Annotated in this window: 27 protein-coding genes and 1 riboswitch; of the genes, 19 read left to right on the forward strand and 8 right to left on the reverse strand. The window is 72.4% G+C overall.

Annotated features, from left to right (window positions below; translation table 11 throughout):
- The first annotated feature begins 320 nt into the window (after nt 1-320).
- The 4 genes from IG86_RS0126345 to IG86_RS0126365 all read left to right on the forward strand — a co-directional run bounded on the left by IG86_RS0126345 (nt 321) and on the right by IG86_RS0126365 (nt 3851).
- On the forward strand, nt 321-1160 hold the full coding sequence (locus IG86_RS0126345) for a hypothetical protein (protein WP_030828889.1): 840 nt from the start codon (nt 321-323) through the stop codon (nt 1158-1160).
- A gap of 285 nt (nt 1161-1445) precedes the next feature.
- On the forward strand, nt 1446-1979 hold the full coding sequence (locus IG86_RS0126355; protein WP_030900149.1) for a DUF7822 domain-containing protein: 534 nt from the start codon (nt 1446-1448) through the stop codon (nt 1977-1979).
- 86 nt (nt 1980-2065) lie between these two features.
- Nucleotides 2066-2800: a hypothetical protein gene (locus IG86_RS0126360; protein WP_157854888.1), complete on the forward strand. Its 735-nt coding sequence runs from the start codon at nt 2066-2068 to the stop codon at nt 2798-2800.
- Nucleotides 2801-3467: 667 nt separating this feature from the next.
- The gene (locus IG86_RS0126365; RefSeq protein WP_030900152.1) at nt 3468-3851 is read left to right on the forward strand and encodes a peptidoglycan-binding domain-containing protein; all 384 of its coding nucleotides are present in this window, start codon (nt 3468-3470) and stop codon (nt 3849-3851) included.
- Nucleotides 3852-3982: 131 nt separating this feature from the next.
- Here the strand turns inward: IG86_RS0126365 and IG86_RS0126370 are convergent, their stop codons facing one another.
- Both IG86_RS0126370 and IG86_RS0126375 read right to left on the reverse strand, forming a co-directional pair.
- Nucleotides 3983-4672 (reverse strand): response regulator, encoded by a 690-nt coding sequence (locus IG86_RS0126370; RefSeq protein WP_030828902.1) that lies wholly within the window; start codon nt 4670-4672, stop codon nt 3983-3985.
- A gap of 35 nt (nt 4673-4707) precedes the next feature.
- A complete protein-coding gene (locus IG86_RS0126375) occupies nt 4708-5913 on the reverse strand; it encodes a sensor histidine kinase (protein ID WP_157854889.1) in 1206 nt (401 codons plus the stop codon).
- A 268-nt stretch (nt 5914-6181) separates the two neighbouring features.
- On the opposite strand from IG86_RS0126375, the gene IG86_RS0126380 reads away from it, so the two are divergent.
- Nucleotides 6182-7396 carry a serpin family protein gene (locus IG86_RS0126380; protein ID WP_037943076.1) on the forward strand — a complete coding sequence of 405 codons (1215 nt, stop codon included), beginning with the start codon at nt 6182-6184 and terminating at the stop codon, nt 7394-7396.
- A 24-nt stretch (nt 7397-7420) separates the two neighbouring features.
- Here the strand turns inward: IG86_RS0126380 and IG86_RS0126385 are convergent, their stop codons facing one another.
- The gene (locus tag IG86_RS0126385; RefSeq protein WP_030828911.1) at nt 7421-7726 is read right to left on the reverse strand and encodes a protealysin inhibitor emfourin; all 306 of its coding nucleotides are present in this window, start codon (nt 7724-7726) and stop codon (nt 7421-7423) included.
- A gap of 37 nt (nt 7727-7763) precedes the next feature.
- Nucleotides 7764-8966, reverse strand: a complete 1203-nt coding sequence (locus IG86_RS0126390) for a M4 family metallopeptidase (RefSeq protein WP_037849111.1) — start codon at nt 8964-8966, stop codon at nt 7764-7766.
- Between the two features lie 428 nt (nt 8967-9394).
- On the opposite strand from IG86_RS0126390, the gene IG86_RS0126400 reads away from it, so the two are divergent.
- A complete protein-coding gene (locus IG86_RS0126400) occupies nt 9395-10840 on the forward strand; it encodes a DUF7824 domain-containing protein (protein WP_051785415.1) in 1446 nt (481 codons plus the stop codon).
- A 19-nt stretch (nt 10841-10859) separates the two neighbouring features.
- On the opposite strand, the gene IG86_RS0126405 is transcribed toward IG86_RS0126400, so the two are convergent.
- Nucleotides 10860-11102, reverse strand: coding sequence for a DUF6332 family protein (locus IG86_RS0126405; protein ID WP_030828918.1), 243 nt, complete (start codon nt 11100-11102; stop codon nt 10860-10862).
- Nucleotides 11103-11190: 88 nt separating this feature from the next.
- Here IG86_RS0126405 and IG86_RS45130 point away from each other — a divergent pair, with 88 nt between their 5' ends.
- From IG86_RS45130 to IG86_RS0126425, 4 genes are all read left to right on the forward strand, one after another.
- Entirely contained in the window at nt 11191-11322 is a 132-nt protein-coding gene (locus IG86_RS45130; RefSeq protein ID WP_276329196.1) for a hypothetical protein, read from the forward strand.
- Nucleotides 11323-11765: 443 nt separating this feature from the next.
- Nucleotides 11766-12611, forward strand: coding sequence for a CPBP family intramembrane glutamic endopeptidase (locus tag IG86_RS0126415; RefSeq protein WP_078906042.1), 846 nt, complete (start codon nt 11766-11768; stop codon nt 12609-12611).
- 1 nt (nt 12612) lies between these two features.
- Nucleotides 12613-13944 (forward strand): sensor histidine kinase, encoded by a 1332-nt coding sequence (locus tag IG86_RS0126420; RefSeq protein WP_244306072.1) that lies wholly within the window; start codon nt 12613-12615, stop codon nt 13942-13944.
- Nucleotides 13896-14540 carry a response regulator transcription factor gene (locus IG86_RS0126425; protein ID WP_030900163.1) on the forward strand — a complete coding sequence of 215 codons (645 nt, stop codon included), beginning with the start codon at nt 13896-13898 and terminating at the stop codon, nt 14538-14540. The genes IG86_RS0126420 and IG86_RS0126425 overlap by 49 nt, the downstream gene beginning before the upstream one ends.
- Nucleotides 14541-14582: 42 nt before the next feature.
- Here the strand turns inward: IG86_RS0126425 and IG86_RS0126430 are convergent, their stop codons facing one another.
- Together IG86_RS0126430 and IG86_RS0126435 are read right to left on the reverse strand one after the other, a co-directional pair.
- Nucleotides 14583-16049: an MFS transporter gene (locus tag IG86_RS0126430; RefSeq protein WP_244306074.1), complete on the reverse strand. Its 1467-nt coding sequence runs from the start codon at nt 16047-16049 to the stop codon at nt 14583-14585.
- A 106-nt stretch (nt 16050-16155) separates the two neighbouring features.
- Nucleotides 16156-17208, reverse strand: coding sequence for a serine hydrolase domain-containing protein (locus tag IG86_RS0126435; RefSeq protein WP_157854891.1), 1053 nt, complete (start codon nt 17206-17208; stop codon nt 16156-16158).
- Between the two features lie 160 nt (nt 17209-17368).
- A riboswitch (cobalamin riboswitch) is annotated at nt 17369-17539 on the forward strand.
- Between the two features lie 192 nt (nt 17540-17731).
- Here IG86_RS0126435 and IG86_RS0126440 point away from each other — a divergent pair.
- The 5 genes from IG86_RS0126440 to IG86_RS0126460 are packed head-to-tail and all read left to right on the forward strand — an operon-like array spanning nt 17732 to nt 23148.
- Nucleotides 17732-19231 carry a CoA-acylating methylmalonate-semialdehyde dehydrogenase gene (locus IG86_RS0126440; protein WP_030828938.1) on the forward strand — a complete coding sequence of 500 codons (1500 nt, stop codon included), beginning with the start codon at nt 17732-17734 and terminating at the stop codon, nt 19229-19231.
- A gap of 5 nt (nt 19232-19236) precedes the next feature.
- Nucleotides 19237-20382 (forward strand): acyl-CoA dehydrogenase family protein, encoded by a 1146-nt coding sequence (locus IG86_RS0126445; protein ID WP_037943107.1) that lies wholly within the window; start codon nt 19237-19239, stop codon nt 20380-20382.
- The gene (locus tag IG86_RS0126450) at nt 20379-21476 is read left to right on the forward strand and encodes an enoyl-CoA hydratase/isomerase family protein (RefSeq protein ID WP_051785417.1); all 1098 of its coding nucleotides are present in this window, start codon (nt 20379-20381) and stop codon (nt 21474-21476) included. The genes IG86_RS0126445 and IG86_RS0126450 overlap by 4 nt, the downstream gene beginning before the upstream one ends.
- Entirely contained in the window at nt 21473-22375 is a 903-nt protein-coding gene (gene mmsB, locus IG86_RS0126455) for a 3-hydroxyisobutyrate dehydrogenase (RefSeq protein WP_030828946.1), read from the forward strand. The genes IG86_RS0126450 and mmsB overlap by 4 nt, the downstream gene beginning before the upstream one ends.
- The gene (locus IG86_RS0126460) at nt 22372-23148 is read left to right on the forward strand and encodes an enoyl-CoA hydratase (protein WP_030900174.1); all 777 of its coding nucleotides are present in this window, start codon (nt 22372-22374) and stop codon (nt 23146-23148) included. The genes mmsB and IG86_RS0126460 overlap by 4 nt, the downstream gene beginning before the upstream one ends.
- Before the next feature lie 108 nt (nt 23149-23256).
- Here the strand turns inward: IG86_RS0126460 and IG86_RS0126465 are convergent, their stop codons facing one another.
- On the reverse strand, nt 23257-23895 hold the full coding sequence (locus IG86_RS0126465) for a TetR/AcrR family transcriptional regulator (RefSeq protein WP_030828952.1): 639 nt from the start codon (nt 23893-23895) through the stop codon (nt 23257-23259).
- Nucleotides 23896-24001: 106 nt separating this feature from the next.
- Here IG86_RS0126465 and IG86_RS0126470 point away from each other — a divergent pair, with 106 nt between their 5' ends.
- From IG86_RS0126470 to IG86_RS0126485, 4 genes are all read left to right on the forward strand, one after another.
- Complete coding sequence (locus IG86_RS0126470; protein WP_030900177.1) at nt 24002-25030, forward strand: membrane protein; 1029 nt, start codon at nt 24002-24004, stop codon at nt 25028-25030.
- A gap of 27 nt (nt 25031-25057) precedes the next feature.
- Nucleotides 25058-25303 carry a hypothetical protein gene (locus IG86_RS0126475; RefSeq protein WP_030828958.1) on the forward strand — a complete coding sequence of 82 codons (246 nt, stop codon included), beginning with the start codon at nt 25058-25060 and terminating at the stop codon, nt 25301-25303.
- 2 nt (nt 25304-25305) lie between these two features.
- Nucleotides 25306-25686, forward strand: coding sequence for a hypothetical protein (locus IG86_RS0126480; RefSeq protein WP_030828961.1), 381 nt, complete (start codon nt 25306-25308; stop codon nt 25684-25686).
- Between the two features lie 96 nt (nt 25687-25782).
- The gene (locus IG86_RS0126485; protein WP_030900179.1) at nt 25783-26427 is read left to right on the forward strand and encodes a VOC family protein; all 645 of its coding nucleotides are present in this window, start codon (nt 25783-25785) and stop codon (nt 26425-26427) included.
- Nucleotides 26428-26449 lie beyond the last annotated feature (22 nt).

Raw genomic sequence — 26449 nt, forward strand, 5'->3', positions numbered from 1 at the left:
CGGCTCACCCCCTCAGAAGGCGCAGCGCCACGCTCATCCTCTGCTTCCTCGAACGACTCGTGATGCAGAGCGAGGCCGAGTCGGCCCTGCTCACACCGCCCAGCCGCCTGACGCTGCGTGAGGGTCAAGATCTGCCCGTCTGGGCCCCATCCGAGGCCCGCGCAACCGATCAACCTTCAACATTTACATGAGTCGCATCGGCATCATTCCTGACATAGGCTCAGAAGGGGGAAAGATCGGGGCCGTTGACGGCTCAAAGAGTGGCCCCTGAACTCTTGAATTCCGAATGAAGCCGGAGTGCGAGAACAGGAGGACGGATCATGCTCTTCTTCTACAGCCAGGAGACGAGAGTCGCCGGATCGGGCAGGCTCGACGGCAGTGGCGACTTCGTCAACCTGAAGGACTTCTCCGCCGGGCAGTTCGGGGACTGGACGCACATCGTGCCCGGTGGCGGCCAGCTCTTCTTCTACAGCAAGGACACCCGGGCGGCGGGGACGGGGAGGCTCGACGCGGGTGGCGACTTCGTCAATCTGAAGGACTTCCCTGCCGGGCAGTTCGGGGACTGGACCCACATTTCGCCCGACGGCGTCCAGGTCTTCTTCTACAGCGAGGGCACGCGGGCAGCCGGAACCGGCCGACTCGATGCCAGTGGTGAATTCTTCAACCTGGTGGACTTTCCCGCCGGGCAGTTCGGGGACTGGAGCCACGTTCTGTTCGCCGGCGGTGATCTCCTCGCCCGCTTCTTCTTCTACAGCAAGGGCACCCGGGCGGCCGGATCGGGTGAGCTCGACGACGGCGGGGACTTCATCAACCTGGTGGACTTCCCGGCGGGGCAGTTCGGGGAGTGGACCCACATCGTCTTCGACGGAGGGGCCTCGAAGCTCTTCTTCTACAGCAAGGACACGCGGGCGGCGGGGACGGGGAGGCTCGACGCGGGCGGCGACTTCGTCAGTCTGAAGGACTTCCCCGCCGGACAGTTCGGGAAGTGGACCCACATCGTGCCCACCAACCGCCGGCTGTTCTTCTACAACAAGCAGACGCGGGCCGCCGCATCTGGCGAGCTCGACGGCAGTGGCGACTTCATCAACCTCATGGACTTCCCCGCAGGGCAGTTCGGGGACTGGACCCACATCGGTGCGACCCAGGACGGGCTCCCCTGAGGGGCTCGCCCGGTTCTCGCGGTCGAAGACGTGAGGGAGGTGCTGCGGGGAGATGCCGAGGCCGTGGTCGCGGACCGTCAGCTCAGGTCCCCGGCCCGGCGTGCCCGCCGTCAGCCCGACCTCGACCGGCAGACCGGTGGGGCTGAAGTGGGCGGCTTCGTCAACGAGGTTGCCAGCGGCTGAGCCGTGCGGGGCCGCGCACCACGACGGGCTCGGCCGGCACCGGTACGTGAAAGGATTCCGATGGCGCCGGCGTTGTCGGTCCCCGGTGTTAGCGTCGCCACCATGGCAAACCGTTCATATCTCTACTCCGCGGACTCGATGCCGAACGAGGCAGGGCTCCCCAAGCGGATCCGATGCATCTCCGAGCACAACTGGGACATCCCGCTCGCGCACAAGCTCATGGTGGGGCGCGGAACGACGATCGTCCCGTCCATGATCTGGAACCCTCCGATCGGCATCGCCGCGGACTACGCCGACGGGGCGGCCCTGCTCCGCGACCTCCTGCACGCGGTCGGCAAGGGCCTGGAGGACGACGCCGAGTTCGCCGAATGCGTTGCCAGGAGCACGGCCCACCTTGAGAAGCAGCAGGCGAAGTACTTCGTCCTCGAGACCGGGGAGATCATCTCGATGTCGGGCGACGACCCGGCAGCGAGCGTGCGGCGTCTGGCCTCCGAGGACATCCCCGACGCCGTGGCCAAGGCGGAAGCCGCGATCGCCGGCCAGAACGACGACTGGCTGGCCTCGGTCCGCGCCGACTGGGAGACGCACTTCGCGTCCTTCTACAGCGAGGCGCTCTACTTCTCCTTCCCGGGCTGACGCCCCGTGGCGCGGTGCCGGGCGTACCGAGGTGTCTCACGTACGGCATCTGGTCAGTCACACCGCGTCAGACCTACTGTGAGGCAATGACGGCACACAGCCCGGGGGAGCCCGGCGGCGTGGAGCGGGGCGAGTCGGGGACGACGGACGTGGTACTGCGGGCGGGCGGCGCCTCCTGGCTCACCGTGCCGCGCTCGACGGGGAGCGCGGCGCTGACCGCGCTCGGTACGGGTCTTCTCGGGCTCGCTCTGGTCCTGCCGGTGGCGGTGATCGTGCTCTTCTCCGGCGCCGGCTGGGCCACGGTGGGGGTGGTTGCCCTCTGGACGGTGTCCGCAGCCGTCGTGGTGGGCTTCGCGGGCGCACTGGCCGAGGCCTGCTTCCGGGTGTACCGGATCAGGTTCTCCGCCGTCGGCGATCCCCCCGCGGTGTGCCTGGTGCGCGGCCTGGGGAGCGGTCCGTGGCGGCCGTTGGAGGAGCCGGACCGCCTGCGCCTGGAGCAGGAGATCGAGGAGCCGTACGCCGGGGACCCCCTCCCGGCCACCCGCGCCCTCACGCTGCGCCTGATCCGGGACGACTCCGACGTCTGCAGGGCTGTCCTCCTCCCGGACACCGACGCCCGACAGCTCCTCGCGGCTCTGGAGCAGGCCCTCGGGCCGGCCGTCCTGCTCGAACTCCACGTCAAGCGCACCACCCGCCCCGCGCCCCGGCGCCGCCCCGGCCCCCGGAACCGCGGCCGGGGCGGGTCCTCCGGCATCGGCATCAGCGGAGCCGGGGGCTACAGCTGCGGCAGCGGATGCGGCGGAGGCGGAGGGGGCGGCTAGGGCGTGTCTTTCGGATCTGGCCCGGCCGACAAGATCCGAAAGGCATGCCCCAGTCAGCCTGCGGTCCCTTCCGGCGTCCTGGCCGCCGCACGGGGCGAGGACGCTGAGCGCGCCGCATGCCGGACGCCATCGACGACCGGGCCGCCGCCGACACCCTGCGCCCGGCTGCCGGACGAGCCGGGCCGTCGTCGTCGTCGTCGTCGTCGTCGTCGACGACGACGACGACGGCGGCGGCCAAAAGTGATGCCCGCACGGGGCGACCTCGCTCCCCGATGACGCACCGGCCTCCAGCCTTCGGGCGGCGCGCCGGCCGGGCGGAACAAAGGCGATCCTGCATCGGTCGCGCATACGCGATGCCGGCTGGCCGGATTGCGCTGCGGCTGTGGTTGTACATGCCACGGGCCCGATCTCATGCCGTGGTTGCACAGTCGGCGGGACTGGGCTGAGGGGTTGAGACAGGGGTTCAACCCGTCGGGCGACGAGTGGACATCGGCCGCCCGCATAGCGTTCCTGTCTGTCGCACCCGGCACCCGGCCCGGCACCCAGCACCCGGCACCCGGTACGGAGCGACACCTTTGCGCACGGGACGTGTCCCGGCCCGCGCCTTCGAGGGGCGCGCTCGGGCCGGCCGGTCCCGGCGACCTGTCATGTCATGAAGGGGAGAAACATGATCACCATCAAGAAGTCCGCCGTACTGCTGTCGGGCGGTGCTCTGGCCGCCGCCGTCCTGATGGGCACGGCCGGAGTCGCCTCGGCCGCCCCGGCCGGAGCGGGGGCGGCCGCCACGGCGGCCACGGCGGCGGCCTCCGGCTGGTACTGCGGCTACGAGGACGGCACGCCCTACACCGACCGGGGCGACCGCGGCGACAAGGTGCGCGAGGTGCAGTGCCTCCTGCAAAACGTCTGGGGCTTCAACATCGGCAGGACCGGCGTCGACGGCGACTTCGGCAAGGCCACGGAAGACGCGGTGAAGGCCTTCCAGCGCAGCCGGGGCCTCGCGGCCGACGGCAAGGTCGGCCCCAACACCTGGCGCAAGCTGCGGGGCCAGTGACAGCGGCCGGCCGGGATCGGTGAGCGGAAGCGACCCCGGCTCGCTGTGACGTGCCGGCCCGCCCCTGGCGGGCCGGCACCCCTCAGCACGGGAACACGAAGCGCCCGCGAGCGACCCCGGCCATCACCGCACTACCGGGCAGAGGGCCGCTGCGCACCCGCCCCGCCGGGCGACAGCAGGCCGCTCTCGTAGGCGACGACCACGGCCTGTGCGCGGCTCTGCAGGCCGAGCTTGGACATGATGCGGTTCAGGTGCGTCTTGACGGTGGCGATGCTCACCACCAGGCGCTGGGCGATCTGCTCGTTCGCGAGACCCTGCCCGACCAGGTGCAGGACGTCCGTCTCGCGCTCCGTCAGTTCCGCGAGACTGGCAGGCTGCGCACGCCGCGCCTCCGGCTGGTGGGCGAAGGTTTCGACGAGCCTTCGGGTGACGGTGGGAGCGAACAGCATCTCGCCTTCGGCGATCAGGGCCACGGCGGCCAGCAGTCGCTCGGGAGGGGTGTCCTTGAGCAGGAACCCGCTGGCGCCGGCCCGCAGGGCGGCGTACACGTACTCGTCCAGATCGAAGACCGTGAGCATGACGATCTTCGGCTTCGGCCGAGGCGCCCGGTCGAGGATGTGCTGGAGAGCGGTGATGCCGCTCATCCCCGGCAGACGGATGTCCATCAGGACGACGTCCGGCCGCAGCGCCGCCGCGAGTTCGACCGCCTCCTCGCCCGTTGCCGCCTGCCCCACGACCTCCAGGCCGGGTGCCGCCGCGGCCAGTGCTGCCAGCCCGGCCCGTATCAGGACCTGGTCGTCCACGATCAGCAGCCGTGTCATCGCTGCCGCCTCCCCCCGTGTGTGCGGGGGAGGTGTCACGCGCCCCCGGCTGCGTCGAGCGGGGCCAGCGGGACGGTGAAGACGACCTCGAACCCTCCCTCGGCTCGCGGCCCGGCCCGCAGTGACCCGCCGTAGAGTCTCACCCGTTCCCGCATGCCGAGCAACCCGAGTCCGCTCGACGGCAATTCGGCCACCGGCGCGGTACCGCCCCGGCTGATCACCTCACAGGTCAGCAGTCCGGAGGCGAAGCCGAGGCTGATGGAGACCCGTGCGCCACGGCCGGCGTGCTTCACGGAGTTGGTCAGCGCCTCCTGGACGATGCGGTACGCACACAGGTCCACCCCCGCCGGCAGGGGCCGCCATTGTCCTGAAACCGCCCATGTGACATCGAGGCCGGACGCCCGGGTCCGTTGCACCAGATCCTCCAGTGCCGCCAAACCCGGCGCGGATCGGTACAGCCCGTCCTCGTCGGGGCCCTCCGTACCGGTACGCAGCACACCGAGCAGGCCGCGCATCTCCTCCAGCGCCTGCCGACTGCTCGAACCTATGGACACCACCGCCTGCCGGGCAGCCGCCGGGTCGGAAGCGAACACGTACTCGGCCAGCCCCGCCTGCACCGCGAGCGCCGACAGGTGGTGGGCGACGACGTCGTGGAGTTCGCGGGCGATGCGCAGCTTCTCCCGCGCGATCGCGTGCTGTGCCCGTAGTTCCTGTTCGCGGCGTAACCGCGCCGTCAGCTCGGCAAGTTGGACGTTGCGCTGCGCCAGGCGGCGACTGCCCGCGGCCCACACCCAGACGACCCCGACCCCGATCGCGGCCTGGGCCACGGACAGCTCCACCGACAGGCGAGCCCCCAGGCCGGCTGCCGCCCATGCCACCGCGGTCGCGGCGGCGGCCCACACCGCGCGTCGCGCCGGGTTGCGCACGATCACCGTGTAGCAGGCCAGCAGCGGCGCCCACATGTTCGTCGACGGCTGGAAACCGGCCCCCGTGTAGACGACCAGAGCACCGCACGAGACACCGAACGCCACCCAGGGCGTTCGTCCCCGGAACACCAGAGGAAGGTTCACCGCCAGGCTGAGGGCGACGGCGAACAGTCCGAAGGGCGGCCACCCCTCAGCCTGGTACTGGGCGGTGTGGGCCTGCCGTCCGTACACGACGGTCACGACGGCCATGACACAGCCGAGCAAGCTGTCGATCGCCAGCGGGTCGACGTGTATCCGCCCTCTGCCTACCTGCATCCCCGAAGCGTAGAGGCGCCCGCCCACGGCGTCGTCCAACCGGGGGTTGACCGCACCGGCGACACCGACCGCGGTCGCCGCCGGCCTGCGGAGGTCGCAAGACGGCCCTCCACCGCGACCGTGGTACCGGACGCGCCGGCGTACACCGTAGGTATGAGGCCCTGCGCTGCCGCCGCATCAGAACGAGTGCCCGGCCCGGGGCGGATGGTGGCGACACCGAACTGAAGTACGGTGGGCGCGTCATGGGCGCGTCGGCGATGGGGGTGGGATGGGAGTCGCGACGGCGACGGTCCGCGCGGTGAACAAGTTGACCGCGCGGTGGGCGGGTGCCTCGGAGGACGGCACGGTGTTCTCGGCAGCGGGGGTGTGGCCGTTGCTGGCCCACCTGGCCGACGGAGCCGAGGGCGCGACGCGCGCCGAACTGGCGGAGGCTCTCGGGCTCCCTGCCGGGCGAGCGGCAGCGGCTGCCCGCGAATTGCTCGCCGCGATGGGTGCCGTGCGGGGACTGGACGCGGCTCTGGGTCTGTGGACCGAGCGCACGCTGGAGCTGAGGCAGGAGTGGAAGGCGGGCCTGCCGGCCGACGCCCACGGGGTGCTCACCGGTGACTCGGTGGCCGACCACCGCGCGCTGGACGCTTGGACGGCGAAGCGGACCGGCGGGCTGATCGACCGCATGCCGGTGACGCTGACCGAGGACACGCAGATGGTGCTGGCGAGCGCGCTGACCATGCGCACGCGGTGGCTGAACCCGTTCCACGAGATGGAACTCGAGACTGCGTACGAGCCCTGGGCGACCAGGCCGCGGCTGGGCCTGGGGCGCTCCAGTACCGTGCTGGACCGGGTGGGGGTGGCCGCCACACCCGCCGGACACGTCACCCAGCTGAAGGTGCTGGGGAGCAATGCCCTGGACGTGCACCTGCTGCTCGGCGAGGAGGGCATGCGGCCGGGGCACGTGCTGGGAGCCGGCGTCGACATCCTCGCCGGCCGGTGTGCTGTCGTACCGGGACCGCGGCTGCCCTACGGGAACGTGGGCCCCGGCCTGCGGGTGCAGAAGGTGCGCTCCACGCGGCCCGAGCCGCCGTCGCTGCACGTGAAGACCGTGGCGTACGACGTGAACGCGAGCCACGATCTGCTCAAGCTGCACCAGCTGTTCGGGCTCACGGCGGCACAGGACACCTCGCGCGGGCACTTCCCGGGCATCAGCGACTTCCCGCTCGCCATCGGGTCGGCCCAGCAGAACACAACGGCGAGGTTCGACGCGTTGGGTTTCGAGGCCGCCGCGGTCTCGGCGTACGGTGCAGTCGGTGCGGGCATACCCGACCTCCGCTACGTGACCACCAGGATCAGCGCCGCCTTCGACCGCCCCTTCGGCTTCCTCGCCCTGCACCGCCACACGCGGCTCGTGCTGGCGGCGGGCTGGGTCACGGATCCGCTGCCGGCACCCGAGTACGACTGGGACGACGACTGGGACGACGATCGGTGAGCGGGCCCCGATGGGGGAGCGGCTTCACCGCTGCTGCGCGAAGTGGACGCGGAGCCAGGCGAGCAGGGCCGCGAACGCGGGGGACTTGGCGGTGTCCGACTGCGTGAGAACCGTCGAGCGGCCGCCGTCGTCCACCGTGATCACGTAGCTCATCGCGTCCCTGGCGCGCCCGTCCGGTTCCTCCTCCGGCATCGCCACGGCCGCCGCAACCAGCCGGGCCAGCTCGGCCGCAGCGCTTTCGGGCAGGTCGTCCGTGTTCAGCACGTTGGGCCGGCGGCGGAGGTTCGCCGCCGCCGCCAGCCCGCCGTACGACTCCAGAGTCACCCTCATGGCGCGCAGCCTCTCGGCCGGCGGGGTGTGCCGGTGGTCACCTGACGCCCGCGCCCTTCAGCTGGGCCACTTCCTTGGCCAGACCCGTCACCTTGTCGCTCAGTGCGCCGATCTGCCTGGTCAGGGCTGCCATCCCGTCCTCCCGGCCCGCGCCACCGTGCCCGTTGAACGCGAAGCTCCGTGCTCGGGCGAGGCCGCTCGGGACACTTCTCAGCGGGACCTCCACCTCCTGCCACCCCGCCAACACGGCCGACTGCTCGGGGCTGCCGTCGCCGAACAGTTGCCCGGCCTTCTGGAAGGTGGTGTCGGCGAAGTCCTGGAACTGGTCGTCGGCGGTGGACGCCTTGAGCGATTCGTACCAGACGGGCCCGATGGTCTCCCACGCGAACCCCCCGATGCCCGCGCAAGCCAGGTAGAAAGCCTTGTTCGGAATGCCGGAGTTGGAGTGCACGGCACCCCAGTCACCGAAGAAGGTGTCGGGCGCGTGGACGAACTTGCCCATGCGGTCGGGCTGGGGGTCACCCGCGAACGCCGTCCCCGGGGCCTTCAGTGACCGCAAGGCGTCGCCCTCGATTGCCGGGGTCCACACGTCGGCCCCGATCAACCAGTCCGCCTCTTCGACCGTCTGCTTCAGGGACCACTGCTTGACCAGCGACCCGAAGACGTCCGACATCGACTCGTTCAGGGCGCCGGACTGGTTGTGGTACTCGAATCCCGAGGTGAAATCGGTGACTCCGTGTGCCAACTCGTGGGCGATCACATCGAGGGATCCGGTGAGGTCGCCGACGCTGTCGCCGTCGCCGTCGCCGAACACCATGCGCCGTCCGTCCCAGAAGGCGTTGTCGTACATGAAGCCGTAGTGGACGAACCCCTCCAGGCGCATCCCCCGGCCGTCGACCGAATTGCGCTGGAAGACCTCCTTGAAGAAGTCACGTGTCAGGCCGAGTGCGTCGAACGCACGGTTGACGGAATCGTCCAGGGACGCCGGTCCGTCTTCCGACCTGGCCACGAGGGCGTTGGTGAAGGATTCAGTCTGCTCGCAGTCGAATATGGTGCGCCGGCCGTTGCCGGGGGCGGCCGCGGCCGCGAAACTCGCTCGGACGGAACGCTCGCCCCGCAGGCGTGCCGTGGTCAGCAGAGTCGCCAAGGCGGCCTGGCGGACATCACGGTCGTCGCTCTCCATGAGCTTTTCGAGAATGTACGGGGGGATGATGCAGTTCATCGGGCGGGTCCTGCTCATGGGATACCTCCTGAGTGAGAGGACCGACGGTTGATCATCCTGGCCCAAGGACCGAGGTGCCGAGAACGGCTTCGAACCCACCCACGCGCGGACGGCTTCTCGACCCTCGAACGGGCCGGGCACCTTCGAACGGGCCGGGCGCAGCCTGCCGCGCCCCGCTGAACGGACCGGTGGGGCCGCGCGGCACGGCAGACACCAGCGGATACCCGCTGGTGCCGCGGCAGTGGAAGAAGAGTCTGGCGTCGACCAGCCCCGATTCCCCCGGCAGGGCCACGCTGATACCACCAGTTTCCGGCCGTTCGCGGCAGCTCGCAAACGCAGTGCGAGCGCGCGGGAACGTTCTGTTTTCAAGCTGTCCGGGACGGGGGCGAGGACCGGTCGTGGGGCCCCGACAGGGGTGTGTCAGTGGGCCCCTCTAGCGTTGCGGCATGATCTGGACCGCCTCTCAGGACACCCTCCCGCCCGTGCCCCCCGTCCGGCGGCTCGACCCCGCGCCCGAGGGGCTCGCCGAGACCGTCGAGCTCACGGCGGCCCACCTCGACTCCCGCGCGCACACCGTCGCGGACTTCGAGCGCTCCCTCGACGGGCTGGTACGGCACGCCCACCGCGACCGCCACCCGCTCGCACGGGCGCTCGCCGACGCGCTGGGGCACCGCTACACCGAGGAGATCGAGGCACAACGGCTCGGCGGGCTGAACGTGGTGGTGGCGTCGTTGCTGTGGCGGGTTCCGGGCTACAGCCTCAAGCCCGAGTACGTACGCCGTGGTCGGGGGCACGAGGAATGCGCGCAGGGCGGTCTGGAGCTGGTGCTCGCCGCGCGGTTGCGCGAGATCTCGTACCGGCTCATGTCCAAGGAGCCGCTGCCGTTCCTGCTGTCCACGCCGACCTGGGACACGGGCGCGCTGGAGCCCGCCGAACTGGTGGAACGGCTCTCCGACTACCGCCGCCTGGACGTACGGCCCGGTCCGGCCGACTTCGGACAGGCCCTGCTGCGCCTACGGCGTGACGGTGCCGCGGACGGGGCGGCCGCCGAGGCGGCGTCCCGCCTCGGTACCGCCGAGGGTGCCCGGCTCGCCGCCTGGCTCGGCCCGGACGGCGAACCGGCCCCGGCGCTGCGCCGGGTCGCCGAACCCGACCCGCAGGTCCACAAGGCCTGGCAGCGGGCCGGTACCGCCGGCGCGCAGGTCGCCTTCCTCAGCGGAGAACGTGCCGTCCTGCGGGGGGAGTTCCCGGAGCCGTTCCACTGGCTGGGCCGGCCGCACGCGGGATTCACCCAGTGCTATCACTGGTACGAGGGGCACCCCGTACGCGCGTCCGTGCTGCCCGAGGACCGCGAGACCCAGGCGGCATGGCTCCTGCCGCAGGTGACCCTGGCGGCGACGGCCGGCGATCACGGCAGCTCCTGGATGCTGCCCCACCTCGCCCGGCTGGGCGGGCCCGCGGGCCCCGCTCTGCACGCCGCCGTCGCCGCGGGACTGGGTGGCCGGTACGCGGAGAGCCGCCGCCCGGCGGTGGAGGCGCTGCTGGTCCTGGCGGCCCGCGGCGAACTCGACGCCCCGCTGCTGGGCCGCGAGCTCGCCGCCATGACGGCCTTGGGCACGGTGAAGCCCAACCGGCTGGCGGACGCGGCCCGTTGCGCCGTGGCGGCGGGCGCGCACGCGACCCTCTGGACCGTACTGGCCGAGGTACTGCCGGCCCTCCTGCCCTCGGTACGGGGCGCGGGGGAGGTCCTGGCCGTAGCGGCCTCCTGCGCCGAGCACTGCGCAGCCACGGGCCCGGTCCCCGACGCGGTGGCGGCGGCCGCAGCACGTCGCGGCTCCTCGGCCGTGACCACCGAAGCCCGCCGCCTGAGCGCCGCCCTCACCGGCAGCTGAGTACGGCGCCTGACACCTGCTAGCCGCGTCGTCCGTGTTGCCGGAGGACATGAACCACACGGATCACCGCGAGAAGTCCTGCAACCCAAAGCCCTCCGACCCGGAGGAAGTTGTCCACCCCCGCCGGAAGGTCCCAGACGGCGGTCGGCCCCGCGATCGTCGCGAACACCAGGGCGCCGAGGAAGCATGCGCTGAGGAGCGCATAACCGATCTCCACAGGGATCGCGTCCCGCTCGGCCTGGCTCCGTCGTTTCGTCGTCATGGCTGAAGAATCGCACCGGGGCGGCCGGTAGTCCACGAGGTGAGCCGGCCGCGGCGGCTACCTGCGGTTGCGGGCCGCCGAACCGTTCGTGGTGGAGGTCCGCGACCCGGTACAGAGCGGGGTGACGGTGAGCGTGCCGCTGGACCTGCGCGACGGCCGGGCCACCCGCGCCGCCTCTCGACTCACCCGGCTGCGCACCGCGCTCGCCGACGGCGGCTGAGACCACCGGGCGCGAGCGCCTGGCCGAGCCGCCCCGGCCGGGTGTCGTCAGCGCTTCCCGCGGAGACGGCCGAGCAGTACGCGGACCTGCTCGCGCTTGCGCGGATCGGAAGCCGCCCGACGCGCCGAAGCGATCGTCCGCTGCCCCTGCGGGCTGCGGCTGAATTGTTTGATCTTGCGGAGTAGCCCGGACACGAATCCTCCTGCGCAGTCGGTGGGTGACGCTACGTCGTGTGCCCTGCCACGGCCTGCCGAAACCGCTGCCGAAACTGCAGTCGTCGAAGGCCGGTTCGGGCGAGCGCCCTGAGGTGCGCGCGGGCGGGGGTGTACCTGGGTACACCCCCTCTCGGTATCCACGTGCAACGACCGGCAGGACCCGGACCGGCAGAGTCGGAGGCGGGCGTGACAGGCACGCCCGAGCGAGTGACGGGGAGGCCGGGCAGCATGCCGGAACACGAGCGGGGCCAGCGGCGGACGCCGCGTACGGGGTGGGCGGCGCAGGCGGGGGTGTTCCTCGCGGTCGCCTTCGTGGCCGCGGGGGCGTGCGGAGCCGTCCAGCCCGCGACCGGTGTCCCGCCGGAGGTGGTGCAACTGACCCAGCTGGGGCCCGCCGTGGCCGTGGTAGCCGTGGCGCTGCTGTGGCCGGCCCGGATCAGGGACCGGCTCGCAGGCACCCTGCCCGGCCGGCCACGTACCCGTACCGGCGCCCCCGTGCGCCGGGCGGCGGCCCTCCTCCTCACCCCCGCCCTGATCATCGCCCTGTGTGCATGCGGCGGTCTGCTCACCTCCGGCTCGCTCCCCGTCACCAGCCCCCGGGCACTGGCCGCCCACCCCCTCGCCCTGGTCGTGACCGCCCAGCTCTTCGGTGCCTGCGCCGAGGAGATCGGATGGCGCTGCTACCTCCAGCCGCTCCTGCGCGCCCGCTTCGGCCCGGTCACCGCCTCCGCCACGGTCGGGCTGCTCTGGGGCCTCTGGCACGTACCGGTCTTCGCACAGGAACCGGCCTACGCGGCCGGGTTCCTGCTGGCCACCACCGCGATGTCGGTGATCCTCGGCCTGGCCCTGGAAGGCGTACGGAGCAACCGGCTGCTGCTCGCCGGCGGCTTCCACACCCTGATCAACCTCGGCATGCTGTACGTGACGGACGAGACGGCGGCGACGACGGCGCCCATGCTCTTCCTCGGGGCCGCCGCCCTGGTCGCGGCGCTCCCGTGGATCGTCACCGCCCGCCGAACGGCGCACGCGGCGCCGGATAGGATCACCGTCGCAACAGCGCCCGTACCGCGCTGAGATGACAGGACGACAGGTGGAGGGCATGGCGGGGCGCGGAGGCACACGGCCCGGCATCGGGGGAGCGCCGGCCGACATCGGCCGCTGCCAGCTGCTGTCCCTCGCCGCGTTCGCCGTGGCCGGTGCCGGCGCCCTCGTGATCGGGGCCCTGCTGCTCCTGCCCGTCGGCGTCGGCTTCCTCCTGCTCCCGCCCGCCGCGACGGCCCTGCGCCGCATGTCCGACCGCTACCGCGACTGGGCCGCACGCTGGACGGGAACGGTGATCAGCCCGCCGCGACCGCTGCCGCCACGGCCCACCCCACCCGACGGCGGCCCGGCCGGCCGCCACCGAAGGGCCCTCGCGCTCCTCGGCGACGCGGGCTTCTGGCACGACCTGCGCTGGGCCTGGGCGGAGCCCTGGACGGGCGCGCTGCTCGCCGCCGTGCCGCTGGCCCTCGTCGAGTACGGGATCTTCGGCGCGGCCGTCCAGCCCTTCGTCTGGCGGCTCCTGGGCGACGGCAACTGGTACGCCTTCGTCCTGGTCGACTCCACGCCGTCGATGCTCGGCGCGCTCGCACTCGGCCTCGGGTTCACGGCCGCGGGGCTGCGTCTGGCCCCGGTGGTCCTGCGGCTGCACGCTCGTTGGAGCGGGCGTCTGCTGGCCGCCCCGTACACCACCGAACTCGTCCGCCGCATCGAGCACCTCGCCGGATCCCGCGCCGACGTCCTCGACGTCCAGGCCGCCGAACTGCGGCGCATCGAACGGGACCTGCACGACGGGGCGCAGGCCCGGCTGGTCTCCCTGGGCATGACCCTCGACGAGGCCACCCGCCTCCTCGACCACGACCCGCCGGCCGCCCGCGCCCTGCTGCACGAGGTACGGGCCACCGCCCAGCGAGCCCTCCAGGACCTGCGCGATCTGGTGCACGGCGTACTGCCGCCCGTACTCGCCGACCGCGGCCTGGGTGACGCCGTGCGCTCACTGGCCCTCGACAGCCATCTCGACGTGCACGTGGAAGCGGCCCTGCCCGGCCGGCTCCCCGCCCCGGTCGAGTCCGCCGGCTACTTCGCCGTCGCGGAGCTGCTCGCCAACGCCGCCAAGCACTCCGGCGCCCCCGAGGTCCGCATCCGTCTGAGCCATACGGACGGCCTCCTGCGCGTCACGGTCGCCGACGAGGGCCGCGGCGGCGCGGACCCGGACGGGAGCGGACTGCGGGGTCTGCGGCGCCGCCTGGAACCCTTCGACGGAAGCTTCGTCCTGCACAGCCCGCGGGGCGGCCCGACCACCGCGACCTTGGAGATACCGTGCGCGTCGTCCTCGCAGAAGACCTCTTCCTCCTCCGGGACGGGCTGACGCGCACCCTCCAGGACCACGGGTTCGAGGTCGTCGCCGCCGTCGACAACGGTCCCGCCCTCCTCAAGAGCCTCCTCGAAGACGCACCCGACGTGGCCGTGGTCGACATCCGGCTGCCGCCCACCTTCAGCGACGAGGGCCTCCAGGCAGCCCTGGCCGCACGACGGATCCGGCCCGCGCTGCCGGTCCTCGTCCTCTCCCAGTACGTCGACCAGCTCTACGCCCACGAACTGCTCGCCGGGGGCGAGGGAGCCATCGGCTACCTCCTCAAGGACCGGATCACGCACACCACCCAGTTCGTCGACGCCGTACGCACGGTGGCCGCGGGCGGTACGGTCATGGACCCGCAGGTGATCGCACGGCTGCTGGCCCGCAGCGACGCCCGCGGCACCACGGCGGAGCTGACACCGCGCGAGCTGGACGTACTGGGCCTCATGGCCGAGGGCCGCTCCAACGCGGCTGTGGCGGGAGCCCTGTTCATCAGCGAGAGCGCGGTCGCCAAGCACACCGCGGCCATCTTCGCCAAACTGCGGATCGAACCGTCCGCGGACGACAACCGCCGCGTGCTGGCGGTCCTGGCCTACCTCAAGCGGTAGCACGGCCTCGGCGGGCGGCGGGTGCGGTCACGGTTGGCGGCGTCAGCAACGACGCGTCTGGTGGGGCACGGGTGCGGGAAGCGGTGGGGACGGCGTCGGGCACCGGCCCACGGCGACGGCGAAGGTGAGCGCGATTCCCCCGGCCAGGACGAACATGGTGGTGCGGATCCCCTCGGCGGTGGCGATCCGGAGCTGCTCACCGGAGAGGCCGTCCAGGCCCACGGTCGCCACCAGGACGAGGAGGGCGAGGCCGACCGCCGCACCCGCACCCGACCCGGTGGAGGCGATGCCCGCGGCGATGCCCTGTTGCCGGTCGGGGACCCCGGTGCCGGCGGCGATGAACATGGTGGTGAAGACCACCCCGTCGCCGATGCTCAGCGCCACGAGGCCGGGCACGAGCGCCACGTACGAACCGTCGGGCGAGATCGCGAGGCCGAGCGCGACCGCGCCGAGCGTACCGATGGCCAGGGCCGCGGCCAGCGAGCGCCTGAGGCCGAACCGCGTCACGAGCCGGCCCGCGGTCGTCGACCCTGCCACCACCACCGCCGTGGGGACGAGGAACGCGGCGCCGGTGCGCAGGGCGTCATAACCCAGGACGTCCTGGAAGTAGAGGGACAGGAAGTACAGCACCGAGCCGAAGGTCGCCATGAACATGAAGGCGATGACGACACCGGTGACCAGGTTGGGGTTGGAGAGCAGCCGGGGCGGCATGAGCGGATCGGAGCCGCGCCGTTCGATGACGACGAAGGCCGCGATCAGCAGGAGGCCTGCGGCGGTGCCGGCCAGGATGACCGGCGAGAGCCAGCCCAGCGCGGGACCCTCGACGAGGGCGAAGACCAGGAGCGTGACACCGAGGGAGATGCTGAGGGCGCCGGGCAGGTCGAAGGTGCGGCTCTTCTCGCGCGCGCCGTCCCGGGGGACCACCACGAACGTGAGCAGCAGCGCGGGGCCGGCCAGGACGACGTTGACGAAGAAGACCGCCACCCATCCGAACACCTGCGTCAGGAAGCCGCCGAGCAGCACACCGATGACGAGCCCTGCCGCGCCCGCCCCTCCCCAGATCCCCACGGCGCGGTTGCGGTCCCGGCCTTCGGCGAAGGTGGTGTTGAGGAGTGCCAGCGTGGTGGGGAAGACCAGTGATCCGCCGAGACCTTGGACGGCGCGGGCGGCGAGGATCGCTCCGGGGCCGGTCGCGAGCCCTCCCGCGAACGCCGCCCCGGCGTACAGTGCGAGGCCGACGGCCAGGACCCGGCGTCGGCCGAGCAGGTCCGCGGCCCGCCCGCCGAACAGCAGGAAGCCGGCCGAGGCCACCGCGTAGGCGCTGATGACCGACTGGAGCGTCCGCGCGGAGTAGCCGAGGTCGCGTGCGATGTCGGGAAGGGCCACGACCACGATGTACTGGTCGAGCGAGACGATGAACATGGCGAAGGACAGCAGCACCAGCACCGCGGTCCCACGGTTGCGGCCGAGGCCGCCGGACGCGGGCGGCGGAGTGTCAACGGCTCCCACGGCGGCACTCCCGTTGATCGGCCGGGGCGGGTGAGCCACCGCGGCGAAGGACGGCTGCGGAGACCCTATCCGGCCGCCCCTCGCGCAGCCCGTCAGCGACCCACGATCAGTTAGGCCCGGCCGCGTTCTGCGTCTGCAGCGTGTGCAGGAGGTCGAAGGCGTGGCGGTCCACGGGGCTTCGGGTGTTTCCGAGGGCGATGACGGCGAGGCGCTTCTCCGGGTCGAAGCCGACGAAGGAGGAGAAGCCCCCGGTCCCTCCGTTGTGCCAGATCTGGAGGTGGGCGCCCTGCCGGGGGTGGAGGCGGTGCGCCATCCAGCCGAGGTGCACCCGGGCGAAGCGGTTCCTGCGGTGCTCCACCGACCGGCTCAGGCGGATGGCCTCGGCGAGCCCTTCGGGGCCGCCGTCCAACTGGGCCCGTACGAAGGCCACCAGATCGGTGGCGGTCGATCGCAGAGCGCCGGCGCCGGCGAGGTCGGCGAGGTGCCACGGCGCGGCGGGACGCCCGCGGCGGACGTGGCCCCGCGCGAAGCGTTCCGAGCGGGCGCCGTCCACCGTCACCACGGTGTCCGTCATGCCCAACGGGCCGCAGATCTCACGGGTGATGAGGGACTCGTAGTCCGTGCCGGCCCGGCGGGCGAGGGCCAGACCCAGCAGCCCGGCTCCGAGGTTGGAGTAGCGCACCCGCTTCCCCGGCGCGGCCCCGAGGCGCGTCCCGGCCAGCCCGGCCAGGAGGGAGTCGGCGGTGCAGCCGGCGTACGGATCCGGCGTCGACGGGCGCAGCAGAGCCGGGAGCAGCATGCCGCGGGGCAGCCGCGGCAGCCCGGACGTGTGGGTGGCCAGGTGCTGGAGCGATATCAGGCGGCCGTCACGTGACGGTACGGCCGTCCCGTCGGGCAGCAGATCGGCGAGCGCCTCGTCCAGCGCCACCGTGCCGGCCGATGCCAGGCGCGCCAGGGCCAGGGCGGTGAACGGCTTCGTCACCGAGCCGATTTCGAACAGGGTGTCGGGTCCGGGGGTGCCCCCGTGGTCCGTGCCGGTGCTTCCGGCGCCCCGGATCTCCACGGCGTCCCCCGCCACCGCGGCCACGACGACACCCACGTGCTTCCCGGCCAGCCGGTCCGCGGTCTGCTGGGCGAGGGTTGCGAGTTCTTGTGCCATGACGAACATCATTGCGGCGCGTCCCGCACCGCCGGTGCGCCTTGATGATGATTTCCCGCGGCCACGACTGCGACCTGAGCAGTACGCGAAGCGGCGACGGTCAGGAGCCGGCGCCCTCACGGCGGCGGGTCTGGACTTACTAGGACGTCCAACTATATCTTCGGGGCACAAGGTCCGCGGTGCAGGGAAGCCGGTGTGAGTCCGGCACGGTCCCGCCACTGTGACCGGGGAGCGTGCTGCCATCCACACGCCACTGACGAGGTCTGTCGGGAAGGCGGGCGGCGCGCGGGGATCCGGGAGTCAGGATACCGGCCGCGGATTGTTCCGTGTTGTCCACGAGGATGGAGCAGACACGCATGGCACCGGTTTGTACCCACGACCCTGGTGATCCGGCGGAGCGCACACGTACCACTTCCGTGCGCTCGTAGTTCTCACGGCACTCCGCAGCGGTGCACTCCCATCCGGGTGCGTCCGCCGGCCCGCCGTGCCATCCCCGGATCCAACCTGACGAGAGCAGGCATCCATGGTCCGTGAACTCACCCATTTCATCGGCGGAAAACACACGACCGGCACCTCCGGTCTGCACGCCGACGTGTACGACCCCAACACCGGCGCCGTCCAGGCCCGGGTGCCGCTGGCCGGGCGCGCCGACACCGAAGCGGCGATCGCCGACGCCGAGGAGGCGCAGGCCGAGTGGGGCCGGTGGAACCCGCAGCGCCGCGCGCGCGTCCTGCTGCGCTTCCTCCAGCTCGTCGAAGGCGAGCGGGACGGCCTGGCCCGCCTGCTGTCGGCCGAGCACGGCAAGACCGTCGCCGACGCCCACGGCGATCTGCAACGGGGCCTGGAAGTGGTCGAGTTCGCGGCGGGCGTCCCCCACCTCCTCAAGGGGGAGTTCACCGACAACGCAGGCACCGGCATCGACGTGCACTCCCTGCGCAGCCCCCTCGGCGTCGTCGCGGGCATCACCCCGTTCAACTTCCCCGCGATGATTCCGCTGTGGCAGGCGGCGCCCGCCCTGGCCTGCGGAAACGCCTTCATCCTCAAGCCCTCCGAGCGCGCCCCCTCCGTACCGCTGCGCCTCGCGGAGCTGTTCCTCGAAGCGGGCCTGCCGCCCGGCGTGCTCAACGTCGTCAACGGCGGCAAGGAAGCCGTCGACACGCTGCTGGAGGACCCCCGCGTCCAGGCGCTCGGCTTCGTCGGCTCCACCCCGATCGCCGCGCACATCTACGCCACCGCCGCCGCACACGGCAAGCGCGCCCAGTGCTTCGGCGGCGCCAAGAACCACATGATCGTGATGCCCGACGCCGACCTCGACCAGGCCGTGGACGCCCTGATCGGCGCCGGCTACGGCTCGGCGGGCGAACGCTGCATGGCCGTCTCCGTCGCCGTGCCCGTCGGCGAGGACACGGCGGACCGCCTGGTCGCCGCCCTCAAGGACCGGATCCCTGCCCTGCGGATCGGCCGGTCCGACGACCCCGAGGCCGACTTCGGACCCCTGGTCAGCCGCGAAGCCCTGGACCGGGTGCGCCGCTACGTCGACATCGGCGTGGGCGAGGGCGCCGAACTCGTCGTGGACGGACGCCGGTTCACCCTGGACGGTCACGAGAACGGCTTCTTCGCCGGCCCGTCCCTCTTCGACCGGGTCTCCCCGCGGATGCGGATCTACCGCGAGGAGATCTTCGGGCCCGTCCTCTCGGTGGTCCGCGCCGCCGACTTCGAGGAGGCACTGCGGCTGCCCAGCGAGCACCCGTTCGGCAACGGCGTGGCGATCTTCACCCGGGACGGGGACACCGCGCGCGAGTTCACCCGTCGGGTGAACACCGGCATGGTCGGCGTCAACGTGCCCATCCCGGTACCCGTCGCCTACCACACCTTCGGCGGCTGGAAGCGGTCCGGCTTCGGCGACCTCAACCAGCACGGCCCCGACTCCATCCGCTTCTACACCCGTACCAAGACCGTCACCTCGCGCTGGCCCTCCGGGGCGAAGGAAGGCGCGAGCTTCACCATTCCGACGATGGGGTGAGCGCCGTGACCACCACCCTCACCGGGGACCAGCTCGCTCTCGCCGAGGTCACCCTCGACTTCGCCCAGGAGCAGCTCGCCCCGCACGCCGTGGCCTGGGACCAGGACAAGCACTTCCCCGTCGACGTCATCCGACGGGCGGCCGCGCTCGGCCTCGCCGGTGCGTACGTGCGTGAGGAGCACGGCGGTTCGGGCCTCAGCCGCAGCGACGGCGTTCTCGTCTTCGAGACCCTCGCCACCGGCTGCCCGTCCATCGCGGGCTACCTCTCGATCCACAACATGGTCGCCTGGATGATCGACCGGTACGCAGACGCGGCCCAGCGCGACCGCTGGCTGCCCGGCCTCTGCTCGGCCGCCGCCCTCGGCAGCTACTGCCTCACCGAACCCGGCGCCGGCTCGGACGCCGCCGCGCTGCGCACCCGTGCCGAACGGCAGGGCGACCACTACGTGCTCACCGGCGTCAAGCAGTTCATCTCCGGCGCAGGCGCCGCCGACCTCTACCTGGTCATGGCCCGGACGGGCGAGCCCGGCCCCGACGGGATCTCGGCCTTCGTCGTCGAACGTGCGGACCCGGGCGTCTCCTTCGGGCCCAACGAGCGCAAGATGGGCTGGAACGCGCAGCCCACCCGTCAGGTGATCCTCGACGCGGTCCGGGTCCCCGCCCACCGGCTGCTCGGCGCCGAGGGCGACGGCTTCCGCATCGCGATGAGCGGCCTCAACGGCGGCCGCCTCGGCATCGCCGCCTGCTCGCTCGGCGGCGCACAGAGCGCCCTGGACCGCTCGCTGACCTACCTGGCCGACCGAGAGGCCTTCGGCTCCAGGCTGCTGGACGCCCAGGCCCTGCAGTTCCGCCTCGCGGACATGGCCACCGAGCTGGCCGCCGCCCGCGCACTGGTGCGGCAGGCAGCCCAGGCCCTGGACACGGGAGATCCGCTGGCCCCGCGCCTGTGCGCGATGGCCAAGCGGTTCGCCACCGACACCGGATATGCGGTGGCCGACGCCGCCCTGCAACTGCACGGCGGCTACGGCTACCTCAGCGAGTACGGCATCGAGAAGATCGTCCGCGACCTGCGGGTCCATCAGATCCTGGAAGGCACCAACGAGGTCATGCGCGTCATCGTCGCGCGCGGACTGACGGAGACCCTGCGATGACCCACGACCCCCGGACCGGCCCCAACCCCGACCCCGACCACGTGCTCCTGCGTACCGAGGACCACGCCGCGTACATCACCCTCAACCGCCCCGCGGCACTCAACGCCCTCAGCCACCCCATGGTGCTCCGCATCGAGGAGGCGCTCACGACCTGGGCCGACGACCCCTCGGTCGAGCTGGTCGTCATCGACGGCGCCGGCGAACGCGGCCTGTGCGCGGGCGGCGACATCCGAGCGATCCACGAGGACGCCCGGACCGGCGGCAGCGCCTCGGCAGACTTCTGGCGCGACGAATACCGCCTCAACGCACTCATCGCCCGCTATCCCAAGCCCTACGTGGCCCTCATGGACGGCATCGTGATGGGCGGCGGAGTCGGCGTCTCGGCCCACGGCAGCGTCCGGATCGTCACCGAGCGATCGCGCGTCGCCATGCCCGAGACCGGCATCGGCTTCGTCCCCGACGTGGGCGGGACCTACCTCCTCGCGCTGGCCCCCGGGGAACTCGGCACCCACCTGGCGCTGACCGGTGCACCTGTCGGCGCCGCCGACGCCCTGCTGTGCGGTCTCGCCGACCACTTCGTACCCTCGGCGGCGCTGCCCTCCCTGGCCCGGGAGCTGGCCGTGGACCGCGTACGCACCGTCCTGGAGCGGCACGTGGCCGAGCCACCGGCCGGGAGCCTCGCCACCGCGCGCGAGTGGATCGACCTCTGCTACGCCGCCGGCACCGCCGAGGAGATCGTGGCGCGGCTGCTCGCGTCCGGCGTACCCGCCGCGAAGGACGCGGCGGACACCCTGCTGTCCAAGGCCCCCACCGCGGTCAAGGTCACGCTGGCCGCGTTGCGCCGGGCCCGCCGGCTCGGACCGCTGGAACGCGTACTGGAGCAGGAGTACCGCGTCTCCTGCGCGGCCCTGTCCTCGCCCGACCTGGTCGAGGGCATCCGCGCCCAGGTCATCGACAAGGACCGTGATCCCCGCTGGTCACCGGCCACGCTGGAGGACGTCACCGCCGCGGACGTGGACCGCTACTTCGCCCCGCTCGACGCGGACGAACTCCGGCTCGTCGCGACCGCTTCGTCCCAGGAGGTCGTCTGGTGAGCACCACCGTCGCATTCATCGGGCTCGGGCACATGGGCGGACCGATGGCCGCCAACCTGGTCAAGGCCGGCCACCGCGTCCTCGGCTTCGACCTGGTCCCGGAACTGCTGGCCACCGCCGCCGGCACCGGAGTCGAGCCCGCAGCCTCCGCCGTCGAGGCCGTCACGGCGGCCGAGGCGGTGATCACCATGCTCCCCGCGGGCCGCCACGTCCTCGCCCTCTACCGCGAACAGGGCCTGCTGGCCGCCGCCCGCCCCGGAACCCTGTTCGTGGACTGCTCCACCATCGACGTGGCCGACGCGAGAGCCGCCCACGAGGCCGTCGTCTCCGCCGGCCACCGCTCCCTGGACGCCCCGGTGTCCGGCGGGGTGGTGGGCGCCGAAGCGGCCACGCTCACCTTCATGGCAGGCGGTGGGACCGCGGAGTTCGCCGCCGCGGCGCCACTGCTCGACGCCATGGGCAAGAAGGCCGTGCACTGCGGCGCGGCGGGCGCCGGGCAGGCCGCGAAGATCTGCAACAACATGATCCTCGCCGTCTCCATGATCGGCGTCAGCGAGGCGTTCGTCCTCGCCGAGAGCCTGGGCCTCGACCACCAGGCCCTCTACGACGTCGCGTCCACCGCCTCCGGCCAGTGCTGGGCCCTCACCGTCAACTGCCCGGTCCCCGGACCGGTCCCGGCCAGCCCCGCCAACCGCGACTACCGGCCGGGCTTCGCCGCCCCGCTGATGGCCAAGGACCTCGGGCTCGCCGCGAACGCCCTGCGCTCCGGCGGGGTGGAGGCGCCGCTGGGCCTCAAGGCCGCCGAGATGTACGCCGCGTTCGCCGCCGCCGAGGGCGCGGACCTCGACTTCTCGGCGATCGTCCGCACCCTCCGACCGCAGAACGGAACCCCCGTATGACCGCCTACGAGACCATCCTGCTGGAACGCAAGGGCCGGGTGGCCGTCCTCACCCTCAACCGGCCGGAGGCACTGAACGCGCTGAACCTCCAGGTCATGACCGAGGTCGTGGCCGCCACGGAGGAACTGGACCGGGACCCGGACGTCGGCTGCATCGTGCTCACCGGCTCCGCGAGGGCCTTCGCGGCGGGGGCCGACATCAAGGAGATGCGCCCGCGGACCTACATGGACATGTACCTCGCCGACTGGTTCACGGCATGGGACCGCCTGGGCCAGGTCCGCACCCCCACCCTGGCGGCCGTTTCCGGCTACGCCCTCGGCGGCGGCTGCGAGCTGGCGATGCTCTGCGACATCCTGCTCGCCGCCGACACCGCGAAGTTCGGGCAGCCGGAGATCAAACTGGGCGTCATCCCGGGCATCGGCGGCTCCCAGCGGCTCACCCGGGCCGTGGGCAAGGCCAAGGCCATGGAACTGTGCCTGACCGGCCGCACCATGGACGCCGCGGAGGCCGAGCGCGCCGGGCTGGTCTCCCGGACCGTCCCCGCGGACGAGCTGCTCGCAGAGGCCCTCGCCGTGGCCACGACGGTCGCGGAGATGTCCAAGCCGGTCGCGATGATGGCCAAGGAAGCCGTGAACCGGGCCTTCGAGACCACCCTCACCGAAGGCGTCCGCTTCGAACGCCGCCTGTTCCACGCCGTGTTCGCCACGGCCGACCAGAAGGAGGGCATGGGCGCCTTCGTGGAAAAGCGCCCGCCGCACTTCACCCACGGCTGAGCACGATGCCGGTGTCAGGACGGGCCCGAGCCGTCCTGACACCGGGCCGCGGGCGACTCCTCGAAGGCGCCGTCGGGCCCGACCGCCGGCCGGGCAGCGGGGCGCCGCTCACGCTCCATGAAGGCGGTCGGGCACCGGCCCCATGGACATCAGCCCGCGTAGGCCGTCACGGAGCATCCCGGGGTCGATCCCGCCGAACAGCGCCTGTTGGGTGATGTACCCCTGGGCCGCGGCGATGAGGGTGCGCGCGATGTGTTCGGCGGGGACGCCGGCGGGGAGCGTGCCCGCCTCCCGGTAGGTCTCCACGAGCCCCATCCATGCCCCGCTGATCTCCTCGTACCCACGGCGCAGCAGTGCGGCGAGGTCCTCGTTGCGCAGGGTCTCGGTCCAGACCTGGAGCATCAGGCGGGGGAAGTCCCGGGGGTCGGCTCCGGGCTCCCCGGCCCGCACGTCCAGGATCGTCCCGAGGACCTCGGCGAGCAGGAGGTCCGGGCCGGGGGGCGGGTTCCGCTGCGCCGCCGCCTCGAACGCGCCGCGGATCAGCACGAAGGTCTCCTCGGCGATCGCGACGATCAGTTCCTCCTTGCTGCGGAAGTATCGGTAGACGGCGCCGGCGGACAGGTCCGCCTCCTTCAGCACGTCCTGCATGGACGTGGCGTGGAAGCCGTTGCGCGTGAAGCAGCGGGTTGCGCCGTCGAGGATCTGCCGACGTCGGGCGTCGAGGTGCGCCTGGGATACACGTGCCATGCCCCCACGCTAAAACGAACATTCATTCTTGACAAGGAGAGGAGGTCGTCACACAGTGGGGCCAGGACGTAAAACGAACGATCCTTCTCTTTGAATCGAGTCCGCCATGCCTCCCGTGACACCCCCTGCCCACCCCACGGTCCCGGCCTCCCGCCGCGTCCTGGCCGTGATGGTCATGGTCCCGCTGCTCGCCGCACTGGCCCTCTGGGCCTTCGCCTGGCCGGCCACCCGCATGGCCCCTCGCGACCTGCCCCTCGGCGTCGCAGGACCCGCCGCCGCGGCCGCGCCCCTGGAGCAGCGGCTCGCCGCCCACGAAGGGGCCTTCGAGATCCACCGGTACGCCGACGAGGCCGCCGCCCGCTCCGCCGTGCAGAACCGCGAGGTGTACGGCGCGGTCGTCGCCACCCCGCAGGGCCCGCGCCTGCTGACCGCTTCCGCCGCGAGCCCCGTCGTCGCGCAGCTGCTGACGCAGGCCGTCACCTCCCAGGCGCCGCCCACGGCCCAGGCCGTGCCCGTCACGGACGTGGTGCCCGCCCCCGCCGCCGACGTCCGCGGCGCCGGCTTCGGTGCCAGCGTCCTGCCCCTCGCCCTCGCCGGGGTGGCCGCCGGCGCCCTCGTCTCCCTCGGCGGGCTGCGCGGCGGCCGCGCCGTCACCGCCGTTCTCGGCGCCTCCGCCCTCGTCGGCCTGGCCGGGGCCGCTCTCGCACACAGCTGGCTGGGCGTCCTCACCGGCAACTGGTGGGCCGCGGCGGGAGCCCTGGCCCTGACCGTGGCCGCCGTCGCCGCGGGCGTCGCCGGACTCCACGCGCTCCTCGGCAAGCCCGGCATCGGCCTCGGCGCCTTCCTGATCGTCCTCCTCGGCAACCCGTTCTCCGGCGCCGCGGGCGCGCCCCAGCTGCTGCCCGAGCCCGCCGGGCTCGTCGGTCAGTGGCTGCCGCCGGGCGCGGGCAGCTCCCTCCTGCGCTCGGTCGCCTTCTTCGACGGCGCCGGCGCGGCCGCGCCGGCGCTGGTCCTGTCGCTGTGGGCCGTACTGGGAGTGGCCGCCATCGCGTTCGCCGGCCGTCGCACCGCCCCGGGCGCCCCGGCGCACACGGACCCGGCCCCGGCGCCGACTTCCGCCGTCACGTATTCATGAAGGTATTCACGGGTGCATACTCGGGTCATGGCTGACACGACTGTGAAGATCGACTCGGCGACGCGGGACCGGTTCGCCGCGGTGGCCGCCGCTCGCGGCATGAGCGTCCGCGCCTACCTCGCGGAGCTGGCCGTCGAGGAGGAGAACCAGCTCGCTCTGGGCAGGGCGACCGCCGTGTTCCGCGAGGTCGTCGGCCGACCGGGCATCGCGGAGGCGTTCGACCGCGAATTCGGCGGGCTGCCGTCGTCCGCGCGCCCGCACCGGGCGGCCTGACCTTGGAGCTGCACGTCGACATCCGGTGGCTCCTGGACCGCCAGGAGGAACTCCTGGGCAACGACCTGGGAGTCCTGGACTACTCGGGCCTGGTCGCCGCCGTCGCCCGGCACCGCGTGAACACCCCGGCGCTCGCGGCCGATCCGCCCGACGCCCACTGGCGGGCGGCGGCCCTGCTGGAGCAGATCGTGCTGCTGCGCCCGCTGCCCGCCAGGAACGAGTACTTCGGCTACGGCGTCGCAGTGGCCTACATCAGGGCCTCCGGCAAGGACGTGGACACCGCCTTCGAACCATGGCGCGACCTGATCACCGACATCCGCGGCCTGCGCCTGAACGTGTACGACGTGGCCGACCGGCTGCGCGCGATGACCCCCGGTTCCTGACCGGACGCCGAGCCGGAGGCCCCGGCGACGGAGCCGTCCCGGACCGGTCAGGAATGGAGAAGCCCCGGCGGCCCTCCAGCCCCTAGCGTGAGGGACATGGCAACCACCACGCACACCCCGGCCCCCACGTCCCTCGCGTCCGTCACCATCGAGGTGACCGACCTCGAAGCCGCCCGCCGCTTCTACAGCGCCTTCGGCGTCGACGGCTACGTACGCCTGCGGGCGTCCGAGGCGCACTCCACCGGATTCCGCGGCTTCACCCTGGCGCTGACCGTGGCCGGGCCCGCCACCGTCGACGGCTTCGTCTCCGCCGCGGTGGACGCCGGCGCCACGGTGCTCAAGCCCGCCGCGAAGTCGTTGTGGGGCTACGGCGGCACCGTCCAGGCCCCCGACGGGACGATCTGGAAGATCGCGACCTCGGCGAGGAAGGACACCGGCCCCGCCACCCGCGAGATCGACGAGGTCGTCCTGCTGATCGGCGTCGAGGACGTCAAGGCCACCAAGCAGTTCTACGTCGCCCGCGGCCTGACCGTGGGCAAGAGCTTCGGCGGCAAGTACGCCGAGTTCGCCGCCGGAGAGTCCAGCCCCGTCAAGCTGGCCCTGTACAAGCGCCGCGCCCTGGCCAAGGACCTCGGCGTCCCCGCCGACGGCGCCGGCTCGCACCGCGTCGTCCTCGGCGGCACCCCGGGCGCCTTCACCGACCCCGACGGGTTCGCCTGGGAAGCCCCCGAACAGTCCTGACCCCGACCACGCGGCCACGGGA

It is taken from the genome of Streptomyces virginiae (assembly GCF_000720455.1).
GTDB classification, from domain to species: domain Bacteria; phylum Actinomycetota; class Actinomycetes; order Streptomycetales; family Streptomycetaceae; genus Streptomyces; species Streptomyces virginiae.